Here is a 19,902-nt window from a genome sequence, read left to right on the forward strand (position 1 = left end):
GGCCGCCGGTGGGGGCGTGGCGGCGGCCACCACCACGCCCCCGCCACGCCCCGGCCGCGACCCCGCGACGACCCGGCCTCAGAGCCGGACGAGCACCTTGCCGCGGCTGGCGGCCCGGTCCTGGTAGAGGCTGCGGTAGGCGGCGGGGATGGTGTCGAAGCCGCGGTGGACGGTCTGGTGGTACTGCAGGTCGCCGCTGCGGACGAGGCCGCCGAGGTCCCGCCGCAGGGCCGTCCAGTTCTCCTCGGTGAACCACTCCAGCGAGAAGATGCCGCGGACGGTGGTGCGCGGGAACATGATCATCGGCAGCAGCCGGGGGCCCGTCCAGCGGCCGCCGACCTGGCTCGCCCACTGCCAGCAGACCGCGACCCGGCTGTCGACGTTGAGCATGGTGAAGACGACGTCGGTCAGCGTGCCGCCGAGGCTGTCGAAGTAGCGGTCGACGCCGTCCGGGGCCGCCTTGGCGAGCCGCTCGGCGAGCCGCTCGGGGTCGTCGCCGTCGCGGTAGTGCAGGACGGCGTCGAAGCCCAGGTCCCTCAGCCGGTCGGCCTTCTCCGCCGTCGCCGTGGTGCCGACGACCCGGGCGCCGCGGTGCCGCGCGAGCTGGCCGACCAGGGAGCCGACGGCCCCGGAGGCGCCGCTGACCAGCACGGTGTCGCCGGGGCGCACGGCCAGGAACTTCTCCACGGTGCCCCAGGCGGTCATCCCGGGCCCGCCGAGGACGCCCAGGGCGGTGGAGATCGGCAGGGCGTCGTCGTAGTGGTCGGGGTCGAGGCGGCGGTAGGCGGGGAAGACCATCGGGAAGGTACCGGTCTGCCAAGGGGTCGGGGCGCCGTTGCCGATCACGTGGCTGCGCCAGCCGCCGAAGCCCTGGACGAGGTCGCCGACGGCGAAGCGGGCGCGGGGGCCGGCCTCCAGCACCTCCATGATCGAGTCGGCGCCCATGTGGTCCCCGACCGGGGTGTCGAGGGCGATCCCCTGGAGGTACGGGTCGACGGAGACGTACCGGGTGCGCAGCAGCATCTCGTCCTCGGCGAGCCGGACGTCGACCTCCTCGACCACCTTCCGGTACATCCGCTCGACGTCCGGCACGCCGTCGGCGTGCTCGTGGACGACCCACTTCTCGATCCTCACGAGGTGACTCCAAACTGGCGGTCCGCGGGGCCGACCGGCTCGACCAGCAGGGTGGGCGGCGGGGCGGTGTCGTCGACGGCGGCGGTGAACGGCTTGCGGTCGTCGCGGCAGATGAACTGCACGACGTGGCGCCCGGCGGCGGCGGCCCGGATGAGGCCGCCGGTGGTCGCCCAGACGCCGGAGAGGTAGAAGTCGCGCAGGCCCGGCAGCCCGGGGCCGTTGCGCTTGATCTCCTCCTCCAGGGTCTCGCCGCTCTCCACGAAGGGCTGCCAGCCGAGCACGGTGCCGTCGTAGTTGGCGGTGTAGCGGACCTGGGTGAGGGGGGTGGAGACGTCCTTGACCGCGACGGCCTCCTTCAGCCCCGGGTGGTGGCCGTCGAGGAAGTCGACGAGGGCGTCGCGCACCCGGCGCTTCTCCCGCTGGTACTCGCGTCCGCGGCCGACCGGCAGGGTGTGCAGCTCCTCGCCGCGCCGCAGCCGGGGCGCCTGTTCGGGGCCGGTGCTCAGCGCCCGCCAGGGGGCGATGTCGCAGAAGTAGCTGACGTAGACGACGGTCGTCCCGGCGGGGGACAGTTCGGGGTAGTGGCGGCTGCGGAACTGGACGTTGATGCTGGGGTGCCGGATGCCGGTGAGCCGGGCCGCGAACTCCTCCTCCAGCAGGTGGGTGGTGCACGGGTCCCCGGCCGGGAAGGGCCGGCGCAGGCCCAGGAAGACGGTGAGGTAGCCGGGGAAGACCATGCCGGGTTCGGTGATGGTCCGGGTGTACAGCCGGCGGTAGGTGTCGTTCAGGTAGCGGCCCTTGAGCAGGTCGAGCATGGTGGTGCGGCCGTCGCAGGCCGCGACGACGATGTCGGCGCGGACCTCCCGGCCGTCGCTGAGCCGCACCCCGACGGCCCGGTCGCGCTCGACCAGGATCTCGGTCGCCCTGGCGTTGTAGGTGATCTCCCCGCCGAGCCGCCGGTAGCGCTCCTCGACGGAGCGGGCCAGGCCCAGCGAGCCGCCCTCCGGCACCCCGGCCGACTGCCCGGCGTGCGCGGCGAGCTGGAAGTAGGTGGGCAGCACGGGGAAGTTGGGGTGCTTCTCGTAGAGCACGAAGTTGAAGGCCTCGCGCAGCAGCGGGCTGCGGAAGCGGGCCGAGTAGTCGCTCATCAGCTCGGTGATCGAGCGCCGGATCACGTTGAGGTGGGGCAGGAAGGAGGCGAGCATCCGCCAGCGTTCCCGGCGCCCCATGAGCCCGACCGGCTTGAGGAAGGGGTAGTGGACCAGCGCGCGGCGGAAGGACCGCAGTCCGGCGCAGAACCGCCGGATCTGCCGGGCGTCCTCCGGCGCGAGGTCGAGCAGGTGGGCTTCGAGGCGGTCGGGGTCGGAGTAGAAGCGGACGGCGCCGCCGTCGCGGGTGCGCACCACGTTGAAGACGTCGAAGTTGCGCATCACCTTGCCCTGGAGGGCGCCGAGTTCGAGCCAGATCTGGTGCATCTCGTTGCCGGGGCCGCTGCCGAGCAGCCAGCTGACGCAGCAGTCGAAGGTGAACTCCCCGCGGTCCCAGGCGGTGCAGCAGCCGCCGGGCAGTTCGTGCATCTCCAGGATGCGGCTGCGGTAGCCGTTCATCTGGGCGTAGCAGCCGGTGGACAGGCCGCCCAGGCCGCCGCCGACGATCACCATGGTCCGCCTGCCCGTGCTCATTCCGGTACTCCCGTGGTGACCCGGTCGAGTTGTGGCAGCCGGCCCAGCTTTCCGGCGTGCCAGGGTTCCTGGTTGTCGCTGGGCCAGGCCCGGAAGGGCCGGCCGAGTTCGCGGCAGAGGTACTGGGCGGCGTACCGGCCGCTGGTCGCGGCGCGGATCAGGCCGCCGAGGCCCGCCCACTGCCCGGCCATGGAGAAGCCGCGCAGTCCGGGCAGCCGCATGCGGTCCCGGTTGACCAGCCGGTTGGCGGCGTCCTCGGCCTCGGAGAAGGCCTGCCAGGCGAGGATGCTGCCGCGGGTGTTTCCGGTGAAGCGTTCGGTGGTGACGGGCGAGGCGACGTCGACGAGTTCGATCCGGCGGCCCAGCCCGGGGTACGTCCGGTCGAGGAACTCCCGGACGAAGGAGGCGACTTCCTGCTTACGGGCCCGGTAGGCGCGGCGGTCGCGGACACGCAGCTCCTTCCAGCTGCGGTGGTCGCTGAAGTAGGTGCAGTGCAGCACGGACCGGCCGGCGGGCGCGAAGCCCTCCGCGTAGGCGGAGCGCAGCTGGACGACCAGGCTGTGCTGGAGCGAGCCGGGCAGCCGGGCGCCCTGCTCGGGGCCCAGCAGGTAGGTGGTGCTGTGCGGTTCGCCCTCCGGCAGCCCGCCGCGGACGCCGACGAAGGCGGAGACCACCGCCGGGTAGAGGTTGCCGGGCCGGTCGATCAGTTCGCCGTACAGCCGGTCGGTGGTGGGGCTGGACCAGCGGCCGTCCAGCAACCGGTCGAGGACGGTCGGGCCGTCGCAGGCGGCGACGACGTGGTCGGCGTAGTGCTCGGTGCCGTCCCGGAGCCGGACGCCGACGGCTCGGCCGCCCTCGACGAGGATCCGGTCGACCCGGCAGCGGTAGCCGATCACCCCGCCGAGCGAGGTGTAGCGCTCCTCGACGGAGCGGGCCAGGCCGAGCGAACCGCCCTGCGGGAAGCCGGCGTTGCCGTTGTGCGCGGCGGCCAGGGTGTACAGGTATGGCAGCAGCGGGAAGCCGGCCGGTTCCTGGAGGAACACGTTGGGCAGGGCCCGGCGCAGCAGTGGGTCCTGGAAGCGGTCGGCGAAGCCGCGCATCGGGGTGGTGGCGGTGCGCCAGAACAGCCGGAAGGCCGGCAGCACGGCGCGCAGGGTCCGCAGCCGTTCGGCCGGCCCGCGCAGCGGCGACGGGGTGAGCTCCCAGGGCAGGTCGAGCGCGGCGAAACGGCGCAGGTCCCGGCAGAAGGAGCGGATCGGCCGGGCATCGCCGGGGGCGAGGGCCAGCAGGTGGTGTTCGAGCCGGTCGGGGTCGGCGAAGAAGGTGACGGCCCGGCCGTGTTCGTCGACGACGCGGTTGAAGACGTCGAAGCGGGTGACGGTCTTGCCGTCGAGGGCTCCGAGTTCCCGCCAGACCTGGTGGGCGCCGGTGCCCTCGGCGGTGCCGATGAGCCAGTCGATGCAGTAGTCGAACAGGTAGCCGTGCCGGGACCACGCGGTGCAGCAGCCGCCGGGCAGCACGTGCTTCTCGAAGATCCGGGTCTCCAGGCCGCTCATCTGGGCGTAGCAGCCGGTGGCGAGGCCGCCGATGCCGGCGCCGATCACGATGACCCGGGGCGGGCCGCCGCCGGCGCGCCGCCGGTCGGACCAGTCCGGTCCGCGGTCAGGGGCGGTCATCGGCGGCGCCTCCGGCCAGGATGGCGCCCGCCAGTTCGGCGTTGCGGGCGGCGTACTCGGCGTCCAGCATCTCGGCGTGGCTGCCGTGCCCGGCGTGCACGGTGGTGCCGGAGGTGGAGGAGCCCTGCCACGAGCCGGGTTCGCCGCCGGTGTGCAGGGCGAGCCGGTCGCGTTCGCAGACCACGTGCAGGTGTGCGTCGACGGTGTCCAGGTTGGGGGTCCGGCTGCAGAACTCCAGGTAGTCCCGGGCCTGTTCGAGGGTCTCCCGGGCGACGATCCGGGAGCCGGTGTGGCGGTGCAGGTGCTCGTGCAGCTCGCGTTCGAAGGCGGCCACGTGGTCCTCGCCGAGGGTGAAGGGTTCGGGGATCCGGTAGGAGTCCACCATCAGGACGGACCGGACGGTCCGGCCGCGGCGTTCGAGCTCGGCGGCGACCTCGAAGGCGAGGTTGCCGCCGAGCGAGTAGCCGAGCAGGACGTACGGGCCGGCCGGGTGCAGGGCCTCGGCCAGGTCGGCGTAGCGGGCGGTCTTGTCGTCGCCGGTGAGGTAGTTGAAGGCGGCGAGGCGGTGGCCGGGCAGGTGGCCGGCGAGCTGGCGGTAGACCAGTCCGTGGCCGCCCGCGGGCGGGAAGCAGAGGACCGTGCGGTCCTCGGGTGCCTGCGGGTTGAACCACAGGTGGGGCTGGCCGCCTTCGAGTTCGCCGGTGATGATCTGTTCCAGGGTGCGGGCCATGCCGTGCAGCGTGGTGACCTTGAAGAGCTGGCCGACCGGGATGCCGACGTTGAACTCGGTCTGCAGGTGGTGGATCAGTTCGATCAGCCGGATGGAGCTGCCGCCGAGTTCGAAGAAGTCGTGCTGGAGGCCGACTTCGTCGAGCCCGAGCAGCGCCTTCCAGTGTTCGGCGGTGCGGATCTCGTAGAGGGTGACCGGCGGTTCGTCTCGGGCGGCGCCGGTGTCGACCACCGGTTCGGGCAGGGCGGCGAGGTCGACCTTGCCGTTGGGGGTGAGCGGCAGGGCGGGCAGTTCGGTGAGGTGGGCGGGGATCATCACGGTGGGGAGGTGTTCGGCGAGGTGGCGGCGGAGTTCCCGGCGGTCCAGCGCGGCCCCTTCGGCCGGGACGAGGTAGGCGGACAGCACGCTCTCCCCCGTGCTGTCCTGACAGACCGTCACACAGGCCTGGGCGAGCTCGGGGCGGGCGGTGAGGTGGGCCTCGATCTCGCCGATCTCGATCCGGTGGCCGCGCACCTTGACCTGGTTGTCGATCCGCCCGAGCAGGTGTGCGGTGCCGTGCGCGTCCCAGTGGCCGAGGTCGCCGGTGCGGTAGAGCCGGGTCGGCGTGCCGTCGAGGTCCAGGGCGGTGAACCGCCGGGCGGTCTGCCCGGGGTCGTTGGGGTAGCCGGCCGCCACCCCGGCGCCGCCGACCCACAGTTCGCCGGCCACGCCGGGCGGCACCGGTTCGCCGTAGCGGTCGAGGATGTAGAGCTCGCTGTTGGGGAACGGCCGGCCGATCGGCACCATCCGGCCGGGTTCGAGGCCCTCGGCCGTGCCCTCGTAGTAGCTGGTGTCGATGGTGGCCTCGGTCAGGCCGTAGGAGTTGACGAGCCGGGTGTCCGGCCCGCACAGGGCGCGCAGCCGCCGGTGTTCCGCGGCCTTCCAGGAGTCCGAGCCGACGGCCAGCAGGCGCAGGAAGTCCAGCCGCAGGCCCTCGCGCTCGCAGTGGGCCAGCAGGGCGCGGGCGACGGCGGGCACGAACTCGGCGCAGTCGACGGCCTCCTCGCGCATGGTGCGGTGCAGCCGGGCGGTGTCGAAGAGCAGGTCGCGGTCGACCAGGACGAGGGTGCCGCCGGTGCTCAGCGCCCGGGCGAGGTCGCCGGAGAACACGTCGAAGGCCGTCCCGGCCATCTGGAGGTGCACCCGGGCCTCGGTGTCCAGCCGGTACTCGGCGCGCCAGCCCGCGGTGACCGCGGCGAGGTTGCGGTGGTCGACCCGGACGGCCTTCGGGCGGCCGGTGGAGCCGGAGGTGTGGATGACGTAGGCGGCCCGGTCCGGGTCGGCGGCGGGCAGCGGCGGGCCCTCGGCCGCGGGCCGGTCGAGTTCCTCCAGGGTGACCGGCCGGGCGGGCAGGTCGGCGCCGGGCGGCCGCCGCTCGTCGACGACGACCAGGACGGCTCCGGCGTCGGCCACCTGGTGGGCGAGCCGGTCGGCCGGGTGTCCGGGGTCGAGCGGCAGGTAGGCGGCGCCGGCCCGCCAGACCGCGAGCAGCACGGTGATCAGCTCGGGCGACTTGTCCAGGCAGACGGCGACCACCGAGCCCTCGACGACCCCGAGTTCGCGTAGCCGCAGGGCCGCCCGGTGCGCCCTGCGGTCGAGTTCGCCGTAGCCGAGCCGCCGGGTGCCGGACGGCCCGGGGGCGGCGACGGCGAGCGCCTCGGGGTGCTCGGCGGCGGCCTTGGCGATCAGCTCGGGCACCGGGGTGTCGTGCTCCAGACGCCGGCCGGCGCCGCTGAACCCGTCGAGGATGCGCCGGCGTTCGGTGTCCTCGAGCATCCGCAGCCGGCCGACGGGGCGGTCGTCGCCGGCCCGGGTCATGGCGTCCAGCAGGGTGCGGTAGTGCGCGGCGAGCCGCTGGACGGTGGCGGCGTCGAAGAGGTCGGAGTTGTACTTGAACACGCAGTGGAAGCTGTGGTCCGCGCGGTCCTCGTAGGCCGACAGGGTCAGGTCGAACTGCCCCTCCTCCTCGGGGAGTTCGATGTACTCCAGGCGGTACCCGAAGCGCTCCACGGCGACTTTGTGGGTGAGCAGGATGAACATCGCCTGGAACACCGCGGAGCGGCTGGGGTCGTGCTGCAGCCCGAGCTGCTCGACCAGCAGCGGGAAGGGGTACTCCTGGTTGTCCAGCCCGCCGAGCACGCTCCGCCGCACCCGGGCGAGCAGCTCGGCCACCCCGGGCTCCCCGGCCAGGCTGACGTGCAGCGGCAGCGGGTTGACGAAGTAGCCGTAGACGGAGCCGAACTCCTCCTGGGTGCGCCCGGTGACGGGGCTGCCGACCACGATGTCGGACTGGCCCGACCAGCGGTGCAGCAGCAGGTAGTAGGCGCTGAGCAGCACCATGAACGGGGTCGCGTGGTGGGCCCGGGCCAGGTCGTGGACGCGGGCGGTGAGCTCGGCGTCGAGCCGGAAGAACTCCGAGGCGCCGTTGTGGGTCTGCACCGCGGGCCGGGGCCGGTCGGTGGGCAGGGCGAGCACCGGCACCGGGGACGGCAGGTGGCCGCGCCAGTAGTCGAGCATCCGCTGCGCCTCGGGACCGGCCAGGAAGCGGTTCTGGTGGTTGAGGAAGTCGAGGTAGCGGGCGGCGACCGGGGGCAGTTCGGGGGTGCGTCCGCGGCGCAGCGCCTCGTAGACCTCGAACAGCTCCTCGATGAAGGTGAAGGTGGAGATCGCGTCGGAGACGATGTGGTGGACGGCCTTCATCAGCACCCAGCGCTCCGGGCCGCGCCGGAACAGCCGCAGCCGCACCAGGGGGTCCTCCGCGAGGTCGTACGGCCGGCGGTACTCGGCGACGATCAGTGCGTGGACCTCCTCCCAGGGCCGGCCCTCGACGTCGAACAGCCCGGTGTCGGCGACGGCCTCGGGGCGGATCCGCTGGACGGGGCGGCCCTGCTCGGCGGTGACGGCGGCCCGGAGCCCGGGGTGCCGGTCGACGAGGGTGCGGAATGCGGCGAAGACCAGCTCCGGGTCGAGCTCGGCGTGCACCTCGACGGCCCCGCCGATGTTGTAGGCGTAGCCGTCCGGGTGGAGCTGGCGCAGGAACCAGAGCGCCTGCTGGTTGTGGGTGAGCGGGTAGCGGGACTCGTCGGTGTGCAGCTCAACCTCGGCGTGCTCCGGGCCGCCCCCGGCGGCGAGCTGCTCGGCCAGCCCCTCGCCGAGCAGCTCGACCAGGTCGCCGACGGTGCCGTTGCTGAGCAGCGCCACCACGGGCAGGGCGACGCCGAGTTCACCGTGCACCCGGGCGCGCAGCTCCATCGCGAGCAGCGAGTCCAGGCCGTGCGCGCCGAGCCTGGTGCCCTGGTCGATCCGTTCGGCGCCGATCCGCAGCACGCCGGCGGCGGCGGCCGTGAACCGCTCGGCCAGCAGCTGCCGGCGGGCGGGCGGGTCGGCGGAGCGGTAGGCGTCCAGGAAGCCGTCCGTTCCGGCCGGGGCCCGCTCGGCGGCGCTCGCCGCGAGCTCGGCGACCAGCGGCGGCGGCGCCGGGTACCAGGCGAGGAAGGTCGGCCAGTCGACGACGGTGGCCACCAGCAGCTGGGCGCGGTCCTGGCCGAGGACCCGCTCCAGCACGGCGGCGCCGGCCTCCGGCGGGAGCGAGCTCATGCCGCGGGCGTCGCGGTAGTGGGCGACGAGGCCGAGCTCCTCGATCATGCCGGTGGCCCACGGGCCCCAGTCGAGGCTGAGCGCGGGCAGGCCGGCGGCCCGGCGGTGGTGGGCGAGGGCGTCCAGGAAGGCGTTGCCGGCGGCGTAGTTGGTCTGCCCGGCGGTGGTGAGCAGCGCGGCGACGGAGGAGAACAGCACGAAGTGGTCGAGCGGTTCGTCGCGCAGCAGCCGGTGCAGCAGGTGGCCGCCGACCACCTTCGGGCGGTAGCCGGCGTCGAAGGCCGGCCGGTCCATCTGCGGGACGAGCACGTCCTTGACCTGACCGGCGAGGTGGAAGACGCCGCGCACGGGCGGCAGCCCGCGCTCTCGGTGGTCGGCCAGCCAGTCGGCGAGGGCGGTCCCGTCGGTGACGTCGACGGCGGCGAGCAGGGGTTCGGCACCGAGCGCCTCCAGCTCGCGCAGGAAGGCGATCCGCCGGCCGGCCGGGCTGTCCGGGTCGGTGTGCCGCCACTGCCGCCGGTCGGGCAGCGCGGTGCGGCCGAGCAGCACCAGCCGGCGGGCGCCGCGGCGCACCAGGGTGCGGCAGAGCAGTCGGCCGAGCGCCCCGAAGGCGCCGGTGACGAGGTAGCAGCCGTCCGCCCGGAGCACCGGGGGCAGCGGGCGGGTGAGGCCCTCGGCCGGGCGCAGCCGGCAGGTGCGGCGGCGGCCGGCCCGCAGGGCGATCTCCTGCTCGTCCCGGGCGCCGAGTTCGTCGAGCAGCGCCTCGACCTGGTCGGCATGGTCCGCGCCGGGGTCGAGGTCGATCAGGGTGCCGCGCTGGGCGGTGAGCTCCTGCTGCCAGAGCACCCGGCCGACGCCCCAGGCGGGGGCGGCGAGCGGTTCGGCCCGTTCGCCGGGGGCGGTGGCCTGGGCGCCCCGGGTGACGACGTGCAGCCGGGCGTCGGGGCGGGCGGCGGGCAGCGCCCGGGCGAGGGCGATCAGCGAGTACGCGCCGAGGGTGGCGAGGCCGTCCAGCTGCCCGGTCTCCGCGGCGTCCAGCGCGGGCTGGTCGAGGTTCCACAGGTGGACGACGGTGCGGTAGCCGGGGTCGAGCCCTTCGAGCAGCCGGGTGAGGTCCTCGGTGGAGTCCGGGCGGACGGTCGACCCGGTGTCGCCGCGGTGGTGGGCGGCGCCGGGCCGGACGAGGTGGCAGCGGGAGCCGCGTTCGGCGGCGAGCGCGGCGAGCCGCTCGGCGAGGCCGCCGGCGTCGGCGAACAGCAGCAGGTCGCCGGGGTGTTCGGGGTCGGCGGCGGCGGGGGCGTCCAGCCAGACGGGTTCGGTGAGCCAGCCGTCGATGGTGGCGAGGCCGACCGATCCCGGGGCCCGGGCGACGTCGGCGGCCCGGAAGCCGGTGATCCGGCCGAGCGGGGTGCCGTCCTCGGCGTAGAGGGCGAGGTCGCCGACGACGTCGCGGCCGTCGTCGCGGGTGACGGTGGCGTGCGCCCAGAGCGGGCGGTCGCCGAACGCGTCGAGGCGGACCTCCTCGATGGCGACGGGCAGCCGTACGCCGCCGTCGTCGGGCGCGGCCGTCCGGGCGGCGAGCAGGGTCTGGAAGCAGGCGTCGAGCAGCACCGGGTGCGCGTGGTGCTCGCCCGCCGCGGGCCCGAGCCCATCGGCCGGGCCGATCCGGGCCAGGGCCTCGCCCGGGCCGACCCAGACCTCCTGGACGGCCCGGAAGGCGGGCCCGTAGTCGTAGCCGCGGGCGGCCAGCAGCCGGTAGCAGTCCGGGCCGTCGAGCCGGCTGGTCCGGGCCCGGACCGCTTCGGCGTCCAGCACCGGGCCGTGGGCGAGGCGCTGGCCGGTGCGGACCCGGCCGCTCGCGTGCACCGCGGGCTCGCCGCCGGCGGGGGTGGAGGTGACGGTGAAGCGGGCGTCCTCCGGGGCGTAGCCGAACTGGACGGGGGTGGGCTCGGCCTCGGAGAGGAACAGGGCCCGGTTCAGCTCGACCTCGGCGAGCACCACCTCGGTGCCGCCGGTCAGGGCGCGGACGGCCTGCGCCGCCATCTCCAGGTACCCCGCGGCGGGGAAGACCACCCGGCCCTCGATCCGGTGGTCGGCCAGGTAGGGCAGGTGCTCCGGGTCGAGCGCGGTGGTCCAGGTGGGCTGGGCGTTCGCGGTGCGGCGGCCGAGCAGCGGGTGGTCGACCTCGCCGAGGCGGACCTTCCGGACGGCGTCCGGCTCGGCCCAGTACCGGTCGCGCCGCCAGGGGTAGGCGGGCAGCGGCACCGGGCGGCCGGCCGGGTGCAGCGCGTCCCAGGCCGGTTCGACGCCCAGGGTGTGCAGTTCGGCGAGGGTGCGGGTGACGCACGCGTCCTCGTCCGCGCGGCGCCGGAGGGAGGCCAGGGTGTGCGCGCCGTCGACGCACTCGCGGATCGCGTGGCCGAGCACCGGGTGCGGGCCGACCTCCAGGAAGAGGCCGATCCCGTCCCCGGCCATCCGCTCGACGGCGGCACGGAAGCGCACCGGGTTGCGGACGTTGTGCCACCAGTACCCGGCGTCCAGCTCCGGGCCGCGGGCGAGGCCGTCGCGGGCGGTGAGGTAGAGCGGCAGCCGGGCCTCGCCGGGCGCGAGCGCGGCCAGCGCGGCGGTCAGCTCCTCCCGGATCGGCTCCATCCGCACGCTGTGGTACGGGACCTCGACGTCCAGGAGGCGGGCGAAGACGTCCTCCGCGCGCAGCTCGTCGGCGAGTTCGCGCAGCGCCTCGGTGTCACCGGCGAGGGTCACGGCGGAGGGGCTGTTGACGGCCGCGAGCGAGACCCGGGTGCGGTGCGGGCGGATCCGTCGCTGCGCCTGCTCCTCCGGCAGGCCGACGGCGAGCATCGTGCCGGTGCCGGCCAGCCGCTGCTGCAGCCGGCTGCGGGCCAGCACCACCCGCACGGCGTCGGCGAGGTCGTAGACGCCGGCCTCGTGGAAGGCGGCGACCTCGCCGGTGCTGTGCCCGACGACGGCGTCGGGGTGCAGCCCGCGACTGCGCCAGAGCGCGGAGAGACCCAGCTGGACGGCGAGGTTGGCGGGCTGGGCGAGCCAGGTCTCGGCCATCCGGGAGTCGGCCTCGTCGCGTTCCAGTTCCGCCAGGAGCGACCAGCCGGCCTGTTCCCGGATCTCCCGGTCGCAGGCCCGGACGGCCTCCCGGTAGGCCGGCTCGCTCGCGTACAGGCCGCGGCCCATGCCCCACCACTGGGGGCCCATGCCGGTGAACACCCAGGCGAGCCGGCGCTGTTCGCGCGCTCTGGCGCGGCCCCGGGCGACCTGCGGGTGGGCCTCGCCGCGTTCGCAGGCGGCCAGTGCCGCGTCCAGGTCCTGCCGGGTGGCGTAGCCGACCGCGAGCCGTTCGGGCAGGTGCTGGCGGCGGTGGGCGAGGGTGTGGCCGAGGTCGGCGAGCGACACCCCGGCGGCGAGCTCCCGCCGTACGCCGGCGGCGAGTTCGGGCAGCGCGGCGGCGTCCCTGGCGCTGAGCGGCAGCACCGTGCGGGCGGGGTGCGGCACGGGCGCGGCGGGCGTGGGCCGGGGCGGCTCCTCCAGCAGGACGTGCGCGTTGGTCCCGCCGAAGCCGAAGGAGTTGACGCCGGCCCGGGCCGGCCCGTCGTGCTCGGGCCAGTCGACGGCGGCGGTCGGGACGTCGAAGGGGAGCGCGGCCAGGTCGATGCCCGGGTTGGGGCGTTCCAGGTTGAGGTGCGGCGGGATCCGCCGGTGTTCGAGGGCGAGGGCGGTCTTGATCAGTCCGGCGACCCCGGCCGCGGCCTCGGTGTGCCCGATGTTGGTCTTCACCGAGCCCACGTAGCAGCGGGCGCCGGGGCGGCGGCCGACGCCGAGCACCCGGCCCAGGGCGGCCGCCTCGATCGGGTCGCCGACCGGGGTCGAGGTGCCGTGCGCCTCGACGTACTGCAGGCTGCCGGGGAGCACGCCCGCCTCCGCGCAGACCCGTTCGATCAGGGCGACCTGGGCGTCCGCGCTGGGGACGGTGATGCCGTTGGTGCGACCGTCCTGGTTGACGCCGCTGCCGAGGACGACGGCGTGCACCGGGTCGCCGTCGCGCAGCGCGTCCGCGAGTCGTTTGAGGACGACCACGCCGACGCCCTCGGCGCGGACGTAGCCGTCGGCGGAGGCGTCGAAGGCGCGCGAGCGGCCGTCCCGGGAGAGGAAGCCGCCCTTCGTCTCGGCGATCGTGTACTGCGGCGCCATGTGCAGCAACACGCCGCCGGCCAGCGCGAGTTCGGTCTCGCCGCGGAGCAGGCCCTGGCAGGCGAGGTGGACGGCGACCAGGGAGGAGCTGCAGGCGGTGTCGATCGAGACACTGGGGCCGCGGAAGTCGAGGCAGTGCGAGATCCGGTTGGACACCATCGTCATCATGGTGCCGGTGGCGGTGTGCGCGGCGAGGGTGCCGAAGTCGAGGTCGGCGAACTGGAGGATCTTGTAGTCCAGGGTGAAGGCGCCCATGTAGACGCCGACGTCGCGGCCGGCCAGGTCGCCGGGGCGCAGGCCGCCGTCCTCCAGGGCCTCCCAGCTGACCTCCAGGAGCTTGCGCTGCTGCGGGTCCATGTGGGCGGCCTCGCGCGGGCTGATCCCGAAGAAGTCCGGGTCGAAGGTGTCGAAGCCGTCGACGTAGCCGCCGCGGCCGCCGGTCAGCCGCCCGGGTTTGGACCTGTCCCGGCTGCCCAGGGTGGCGGTGTCGTAGCGGTCGGCGGGTGTCGCGGTGAGGCAGTCCCGGCCCTCGACGAGGTTGCGCCAGTAGGCCCGGTGGTCGTTGGCGTGTCCGGGCAGGCGGCAGCCGATGCCGGTGATCGCGATCCGGTCGCGGGGCACGGCGAGGGGCGAGGTGGTCATGGTCCAATCCGGGGGTGAGGGCGTGGCGGCGCGGACACGGGCGGAGGAGGTGGCCCCGCGGGCCGGGTCAGACGGTCGGTTCGGTGGGGTTCACCCGGCGCCAGGGGTGCAGCAGGGTGGCGCCCAGCTCGCCGGTGGCAGGGAAGGCGGCCGGGTCGGCGAGACCGACGGCGGTGGGCACCCGGCCGGGGCGCCAGGTGAAACTGCCGAACACGTGGTCCCACAGCGAGAGGTCGGAGGCGAAGTGCCCGGCCTCGCCGAGCTCGGTGCTGTGGTGCAGGCGGTGGAGTTCGGGGCCGGCGAGCAGGTGGCCGAGCGGGCCGAGGCGGACGTCGATGTTGGCGTGGACGAAATACCCCTGGGCGATGATGAATATTCCGACCACGAACACGGATTCCGCGGAGAATCCGATCAGCGCCAGCGAGAGCTGGACCACGGACTGCGCGACGAACACGTCGAGGAAATGGTTCACCCCGTTGTTCGCGACGTTCACCTTGTCCGGCACGTGGTGCACGCCGTGCAGCCGCCAGAGCCAGCGGTTGCGGTGGGACCACCGGTGGACCAGGTAGTCGCCGAGCGAGCCGACCAGCAGTGCCAGCGGGATCTCCGCCGCGAACGGGAGCGCCGGGCGGGCCGGCCCGAGCAGCTCCACCAGCGCGGTGACCAGCCCCTGGGCGAGCCCGCCGCCGACCATGCTCAGCGCGAAGTAGGCCGCGTACCAGCCGAGTTCACGCCGGCTCGGGTGCCAGTCGGCCCGGTACGGAATGACGCGTTCCAGCACCGCCAGGTACCCGATGACGCCGACCAGCACGAGCGGGGACACCCGGTCGGGTTCCCAGTGGAAGTGCAGCGTGGCGACGGCCGTGCACAGCACCCCCAGGAGCAGAAGCGGATGAGCGAGCCGGCGTGCGATGGCGGACAGCACGCGCCCCCTTGGTTCTTCGCGGACTAACGACTGGAATCGTCAGAGACTCTAGCGGGAGCCGCCAGCAGGGTCAGTCATTCGACGTGCTAACGCCATGAATGACCCGATCGGCGGAAGATCCGTGCACAGGGTTGACATCGCTCCGGCGTGAAGGGGGCGCATTCCCCGGCAGGCGACGGAGATTCCGGAGCGCGGCGCGGGTCAGGGGCGCCCGGAGGCGAGGGGGGTGAACGCCTCCAGCCGCCAGGCGGCGCCGGGGCGCTGCGCCGCCAGCCGGTCGCGCAGCCCCCGCAGCTCGTGGCCGACCAGGGCCGGGAGGGCCTCGATCGGGGCGGCCTCCAGCGCCGGACCGAGCAGCTCCACGGCCGTCTGCGGGTCGTGCGCGCAGGCGTGGCAGTCCGCCATCCGGACCGTGAACAGCAGGCGGCTGGACGGCAGCTGGTCCGGCCCGAGCAGGCCGAGCGCGGTCTCGGCGGCGGCCAGTGCGCGCCGGGCCAGCCGGGGATCGTCCACCACCGCGGCGAGGTCGCGCAGGGCGGCCGAGGCGGCGGCCTCCACCCGCAGCCGCATCGAGGCGATGGAGAGCCAGGGCGCGTCGTCCTCGTCCCGGTCGCCGATGTGGTCCAGGTGCAGCCGCGCACGGCCGATGGCCCGGACGGTGTCCCGGACCTCGCCCGCGAGGGCGTGCGCGCGGGCCTGGCCGATCTGGCCCATCGCCCCCGACCAGTGCCGGCCGGGGGCGGCCCGGCCGATCTCCCGGGCGTAGCCGAGGGCGCTGGCCGGATCGCCGTCGAGCCGGGCGAGGGTGCTCATGTCGCTGAGCGCGGCGACCTGGGTGGCCTGGTCCCCGGCGAGTTCGGCCCAGCCCAGTGCCCGGTCGAAGCAGGCCATCGCGGTCGCGTTGCGGCCGTCCTGCATCCGCAACGCGCCTGCGGCGTGGGCGTGTTCGGCGGCCAGCCGGGCCAGTGGGCCACGCTGCGCGGGAGGCGCCGCGGCGAGCCGGGCGAGCACCGCGTGCAGGGTGCGCTCGACGGCGGCCGCCAGGCCCGGCAGACCGCCGGCCTCCCCGGAGCGCAGGTGGGCGGCGAGCAGTCCGGTCAGGGCGTGCGCGGTGTCGGCGTCCAGCGACGGCGCGACGGTGGACGGGGCGGCACAGAACTCCGCGTGCAGGGCGGCGAGTTCGACGGGCTCGGGGACGGCACAGCCGTCCGCCCCGTGCAGCGGGCAGAGCAGGCCGTAGTCCGGCAGCCGCCGCGGCGGGCCGATCGGCGCCGGCCAGCGCGCCGGACCGGCGGGTCCGGTGCCGGCGGCGGGCAGCGGGGGGCGCAGCAGTCCGGGGGCGAGCGGCGCGGGCACGGCCAGTTCGGCGGTCTCGGCGCGCAGACAGGCTGCGCGCAGCTCACCGCCCGCGCCGAGGAGTTCGTCGATCCGGTCGGCGATCCGGGGGGTGACCCGGCGGGAGCCGTGCTCGATCTTGCTGACGGCGGTGTGGTCGTAGCCGATGTGGGCGCCGAGCTGGGCCTGGGTGAGGCCGGTCCGGCGCCGCCAGTGGCGCATCCGGGCCCCGAACTCGCGCCAGGCGCCCGGGTCCTGGACGGTGGCCGGGGAGGCGGCCGACGGGCTCGGGAGGGCCGGCGGCGGGGGTGCGGACGCCCGCGCCGCGGCCACGCGGTTCCGATGCACGGCTGCCTCCCCAGGTCGCGTCCCCCGGCCCTGCACTCGCCTTCCGACGAGGAGGACGGTACTCGATGGCACCCGTTCCGTACATGACGTGGTCTCAACCACTGGGGGAAAACCGCAGCTTGACGGAATTTGCCAACCCTATTCACCGCTTGCACCAGCCATTGACCCGAGCATGACGCCATGTGAGGGTTCCGGCACCCGAGCGCGGACGGCCCGCACGGCCGTCCCCCCAGAAACGGCCCTGCGGTGCGCCACCAGCCATTGCCGTCCGCGGTCGAGGACCCCCACATGCGAGGAGCCTCGATGCAACGCAGAGTTTCCACAGGACGGTTGCTGACCACGGCGACCACCCTGACCGTGCTGGCCGGAATGATCGCCGCCACGGCCGGGCCGGCCACCGCCGCGCCCACCCCCTCCCCCGCACCCCCGAGCGCCCTGGCCGCCGCCGTGAACGCCGCCGACGCGGCCGCCGCGGCCGGCCTGGACGCCCTCGCCAAGGGCCCGGACGAGACCTACGAGCGCCGCTCCGTCACCCCCTGGCTCGGCGGCCTGTACTCCGTCGCGTACGAGCGCAGCTACCGCGGTCTGCCCGTCGTCGGCGGCGACGCCGTGGTGCTCGCCGACGGCCAGGGCAAGGTCCGCGGCCTCCAGTCGGCGGCCTCCGGCCCGGTCGGCGGCTCGGTCACCCCGCAGGTCAGCGCGGCGAAGGCGGAGAAGACCGCCCGCACCAGGCTGGCCGCCGTGGACAAGGTCGACTCCCGCCGCCTGGTCGTCCGGGTCAAGGACGGCTCCGGCGGTCGGCTCGCCTGGGAGACCGTGCTGACCGGCCGCACCGAGAGTGCCCCGAGCCGGCTGCACGTCTTCGTCGACGCCGCGAGCGGTGAGGTGATCGACTCCTACGACGACGTCCGCGCCGGCACCGTGAACAGCAAGTGGAACGGCCCCTCCCCGGTCACCATCAGCACCACCGGCTCGGGCGGCTCCTACTCGCTGCGCGACCCGAACCGGCCCGGCCTGACCTGCTCCGACTACAGCACCGGCCAGGTCTTCAGCAAGTCCTCCGACTCCTGGGGCACCGGCAACCCCACCAGCAAGGAGACCGGCTGCGGCGACGCGATGTTCGCGGCCCAGAAGGAATGGGACATGCTCCGCGACTGGCTCGGTCGCAACGGACACGACGGCAACGGCGGCAGCTGGCCGGTCAAGGTCGGCCTGAACGACGTCAACGCCTACTGGGACGGCAGCTCCATATCGATCGGCCACAGCCAGGCCAACGAGTGGATCGCCGCCATCGACGTGGTCGGGCACGAGTTCGGCCACGGCATCGACCAGTACACCCCGGGCGGCGCCAACAACGAGAACGGCCTCGGCGAGGGCACCGGCGACATCTTCGGCGCGCTCACCGAGGCGTACGCCAACGAGCCCTCCCCGTACGACAACCCGGACTACACCGTCGGCGAGATGATCAACCTCGTCGGCAACGGGCCGATCCGGAACATGTACAACCCCTCGCTGGTGAGCAACAACCCCAACTGCTACTCCTCCTCCATCCCGAGCACCGAGGTGCACGCGGCGGCCGGCCCGCTCAACCACTGGTTCTACCTGCTCGCCGAGGGCTCCAACCCGGGCGGCGGCAAGCCCACCAGCCCCACCTGCAACAACTCCTCCGTCACCGGCGTCGGCATCAAGGACGCCGGCCGGATCTTCTACGGCGGCATGCTGCTCAAGACCAGCGGCATGACCTACAAGCGCTACCGCACCGCCACCCTGACCGCGGCCAAGAACCTGGACCCCTCCTGCACGACCTTCAACCGGGCCAAGGCCGCCTGGGACGCCGTCAGCGTCCCCGCCCAGAGCGGTGACCCGACCTGCACGCCGTCCGGCAACAACGACTTCTCGCTCGCGCTCGGCCCGGCCTCCGGCTCGGTCCAGCCCGGCTCGTCGGCCACCGCGACGATCAGCACCGCCGTCACCTCCGGCACCGCGCAGACCGTCAACCTGACCGCCTCGGGCGCCCCCGCCGGAGTCACCGCGACGGTCAACCCCTCGTCGGTGCAGGCCGGTTCCTCCGCCACGCTGACCCTCTCGGCCTCCTCCTCGGCGGCCCCGGGCACGTACGTGATCACCGTCACCGGGACCGCCGGCGCGGCCACCCACACCGCCCAGTACACCCTGACGGTCGGCGGCGGCACCCCCGGCGGGCCCGCACCCGACATCGACGTCGCCAAGGTGCAGGCCCACCTGACCCAGCTGAACACCGTCGCCAACCAGAACGGCGGCAACCGCCGGGCCGGCACCGCCGGGCACAGCCAGTCCCTGGCCTACATCAAGGGCAAGCTGCAGGCGGCCGGTTACACCGTCACCGAGCAGACCTGCACCTCCTGCACCTACCAGTCCAACAACCTGATCGCCGACTGGCCCGGAGGCCCGACCGACCAGGTCACCATGTTCGGCGCCCACCTGGACAGCGTCTCGGCCGGCCCCGGCATCAACGACAACGGCTCCGGCTCCGCCACCCTGCTGGAGAACGCCCTCGTCCTCGCCCAGCAGAACCCCGGCCTGACCCGGCACGTCCGGTTCGCCTGGTGGACGGGTGAGGAGCAGGGCCTGCAGGGCTCGCAGTCCTACGTCGGCCAGCTGAGCTCCACCCAGCGCTCCGCGATCAAGGCCTACTACAACTTCGACATGATCGGCTCGCCCAACGCCGGCTACTTCATCAACAACATCGGCTCCGCCGCGTCCGCCCCGATGAAGGCCTACTGGGACTCCCTCAACCTCCAGCCGGAGGAGAACGTCGAGGGCCAGGGCCGCTCGGACGACTACTCCTTCCAGCAGGCCGGCATCCCCACGTCGGGGTACGCCGCCGGCGCCAGCGACACCAAGAGCTCGGCCCAGGCGGCCAAGTGGGGCGGCACCGCGGGCCGTTCCTACGACTCCTGCTACCACCAGTCCTGCGACACCACGGGCAACGTCGACGCGACCGTCCTCAACCGCAGCGCCGACGGCGTCGCCTACACCATCTGGAAGACCTCCGTCGGCGGCACCACGCCGACCAACGACTTCTCCCTCGCGGTGAACCCGTCCGGCGCCACCGTCACCCCCGGCGGCAGCGCCACCGCGACCGTCTCCACCGCCACCACCGCCGGCTCGGCGCAGACGGTCAACCTGACCGCCGCGGGCGCCCCGGCGGGCGTCACGGTCTCCTTCAACCCGTCCTCCGTGCAGTCCGGCGGCTCCGCGACGCTCACCGTCTCCACCGCCTCCTCCACCGCGGCCGGCACCTACACCATCACCGTCACCGGCACCGGATCGGCCACCCACACCAGCACCTTCTCGCTGGTCGTCGGCACCGACCCGGGCAACCCGGGCGGCACCTGGAAGGCCGGCACCACCTACCAGGCGGGCGACGTCGTGACCTACAACGGGATCAGCTACCGCTGCATCCAGGGCCACACCGCCCAGGTCGGCTGGGAGCCGCCGATCGTCCCCGCCCTGTGGCAGCAGCTGTGACCCGCGCGGTCCGCAGCTGACGCCACCACCGACGCTGCGCCGCGGTCCGTCGAGGGGGACGGA

The 19,902-nt window shown here is 74.3% G+C and carries 7 protein-coding genes; 1 reads left to right on the plus strand and 6 read right to left on the minus strand.

All coding sequences use genetic code 11. The features are described 5' to 3' along the window. Positions 1 to 78: 78 nt before the first annotated feature. From ACIA8Q_RS15860 to ACIA8Q_RS15885, 6 genes are all read right to left on the minus strand, one after another. The gene (locus tag ACIA8Q_RS15860; protein ID WP_360208500.1) at positions 79 to 1,134 is read right to left on the minus strand and encodes an NADP-dependent oxidoreductase; all 1,056 of its coding nucleotides are present in this window, start codon (positions 1,132 to 1,134) and stop codon (positions 79 to 81) included. Beyond that, positions 1,131 to 2,795 carry an NAD(P)/FAD-dependent oxidoreductase gene (locus tag ACIA8Q_RS15865; RefSeq protein ID WP_360208559.1) on the minus strand — a complete coding sequence of 555 codons (1,665 nt, stop codon included), beginning with the start codon at positions 2,793 to 2,795 and terminating at the stop codon, positions 1,131 to 1,133. Before ACIA8Q_RS15865 ends, ACIA8Q_RS15860 begins: the two co-directional genes overlap by 4 nt. 17 nt (positions 2,796 to 2,812) lie before the next feature. Further along, on the minus strand, positions 2,813 to 4,492 hold the full coding sequence (locus ACIA8Q_RS15870) for an NAD(P)/FAD-dependent oxidoreductase (RefSeq protein ID WP_360208498.1): 1,680 nt from the start codon (positions 4,490 to 4,492) through the stop codon (positions 2,813 to 2,815). Beyond that, a complete protein-coding gene (locus ACIA8Q_RS15875) occupies positions 4,479 to 13,721 on the minus strand; it encodes an amino acid adenylation domain-containing protein (protein WP_396317317.1) in 9,243 nt (3,080 codons plus the stop codon). Before ACIA8Q_RS15875 ends, ACIA8Q_RS15870 begins: the two co-directional genes overlap by 14 nt. Before the next feature lie 67 nt (positions 13,722 to 13,788). Beyond that, entirely contained in the window at positions 13,789 to 14,646 is an 858-nt protein-coding gene (locus ACIA8Q_RS15880) for a sterol desaturase family protein (RefSeq protein ID WP_360208493.1), read from the minus strand. A 201-nt stretch (positions 14,647 to 14,847) separates the two neighbouring features. Beyond that, positions 14,848 to 16,329 carry a helix-turn-helix transcriptional regulator gene (locus ACIA8Q_RS15885; protein ID WP_360208491.1) on the minus strand — a complete coding sequence of 494 codons (1,482 nt, stop codon included), beginning with the start codon at positions 16,327 to 16,329 and terminating at the stop codon, positions 14,848 to 14,850. A gap of 303 nt (positions 16,330 to 16,632) precedes the next feature. Here ACIA8Q_RS15885 and ACIA8Q_RS15890 point away from each other — a divergent pair, with 303 nt between their 5' ends. After that, positions 16,633 to 19,839 carry a M28 family peptidase gene (locus ACIA8Q_RS15890; protein WP_396317318.1) on the plus strand — a complete coding sequence of 1,069 codons (3,207 nt, stop codon included), beginning with the start codon at positions 16,633 to 16,635 and terminating at the stop codon, positions 19,837 to 19,839. Positions 19,840 to 19,902 lie beyond the last annotated feature (63 nt).

Source organism: Kitasatospora sp. NPDC051705 (assembly GCF_044453265.1).
GTDB lineage: Bacteria > Actinomycetota > Actinomycetes > Streptomycetales > Streptomycetaceae > Kitasatospora.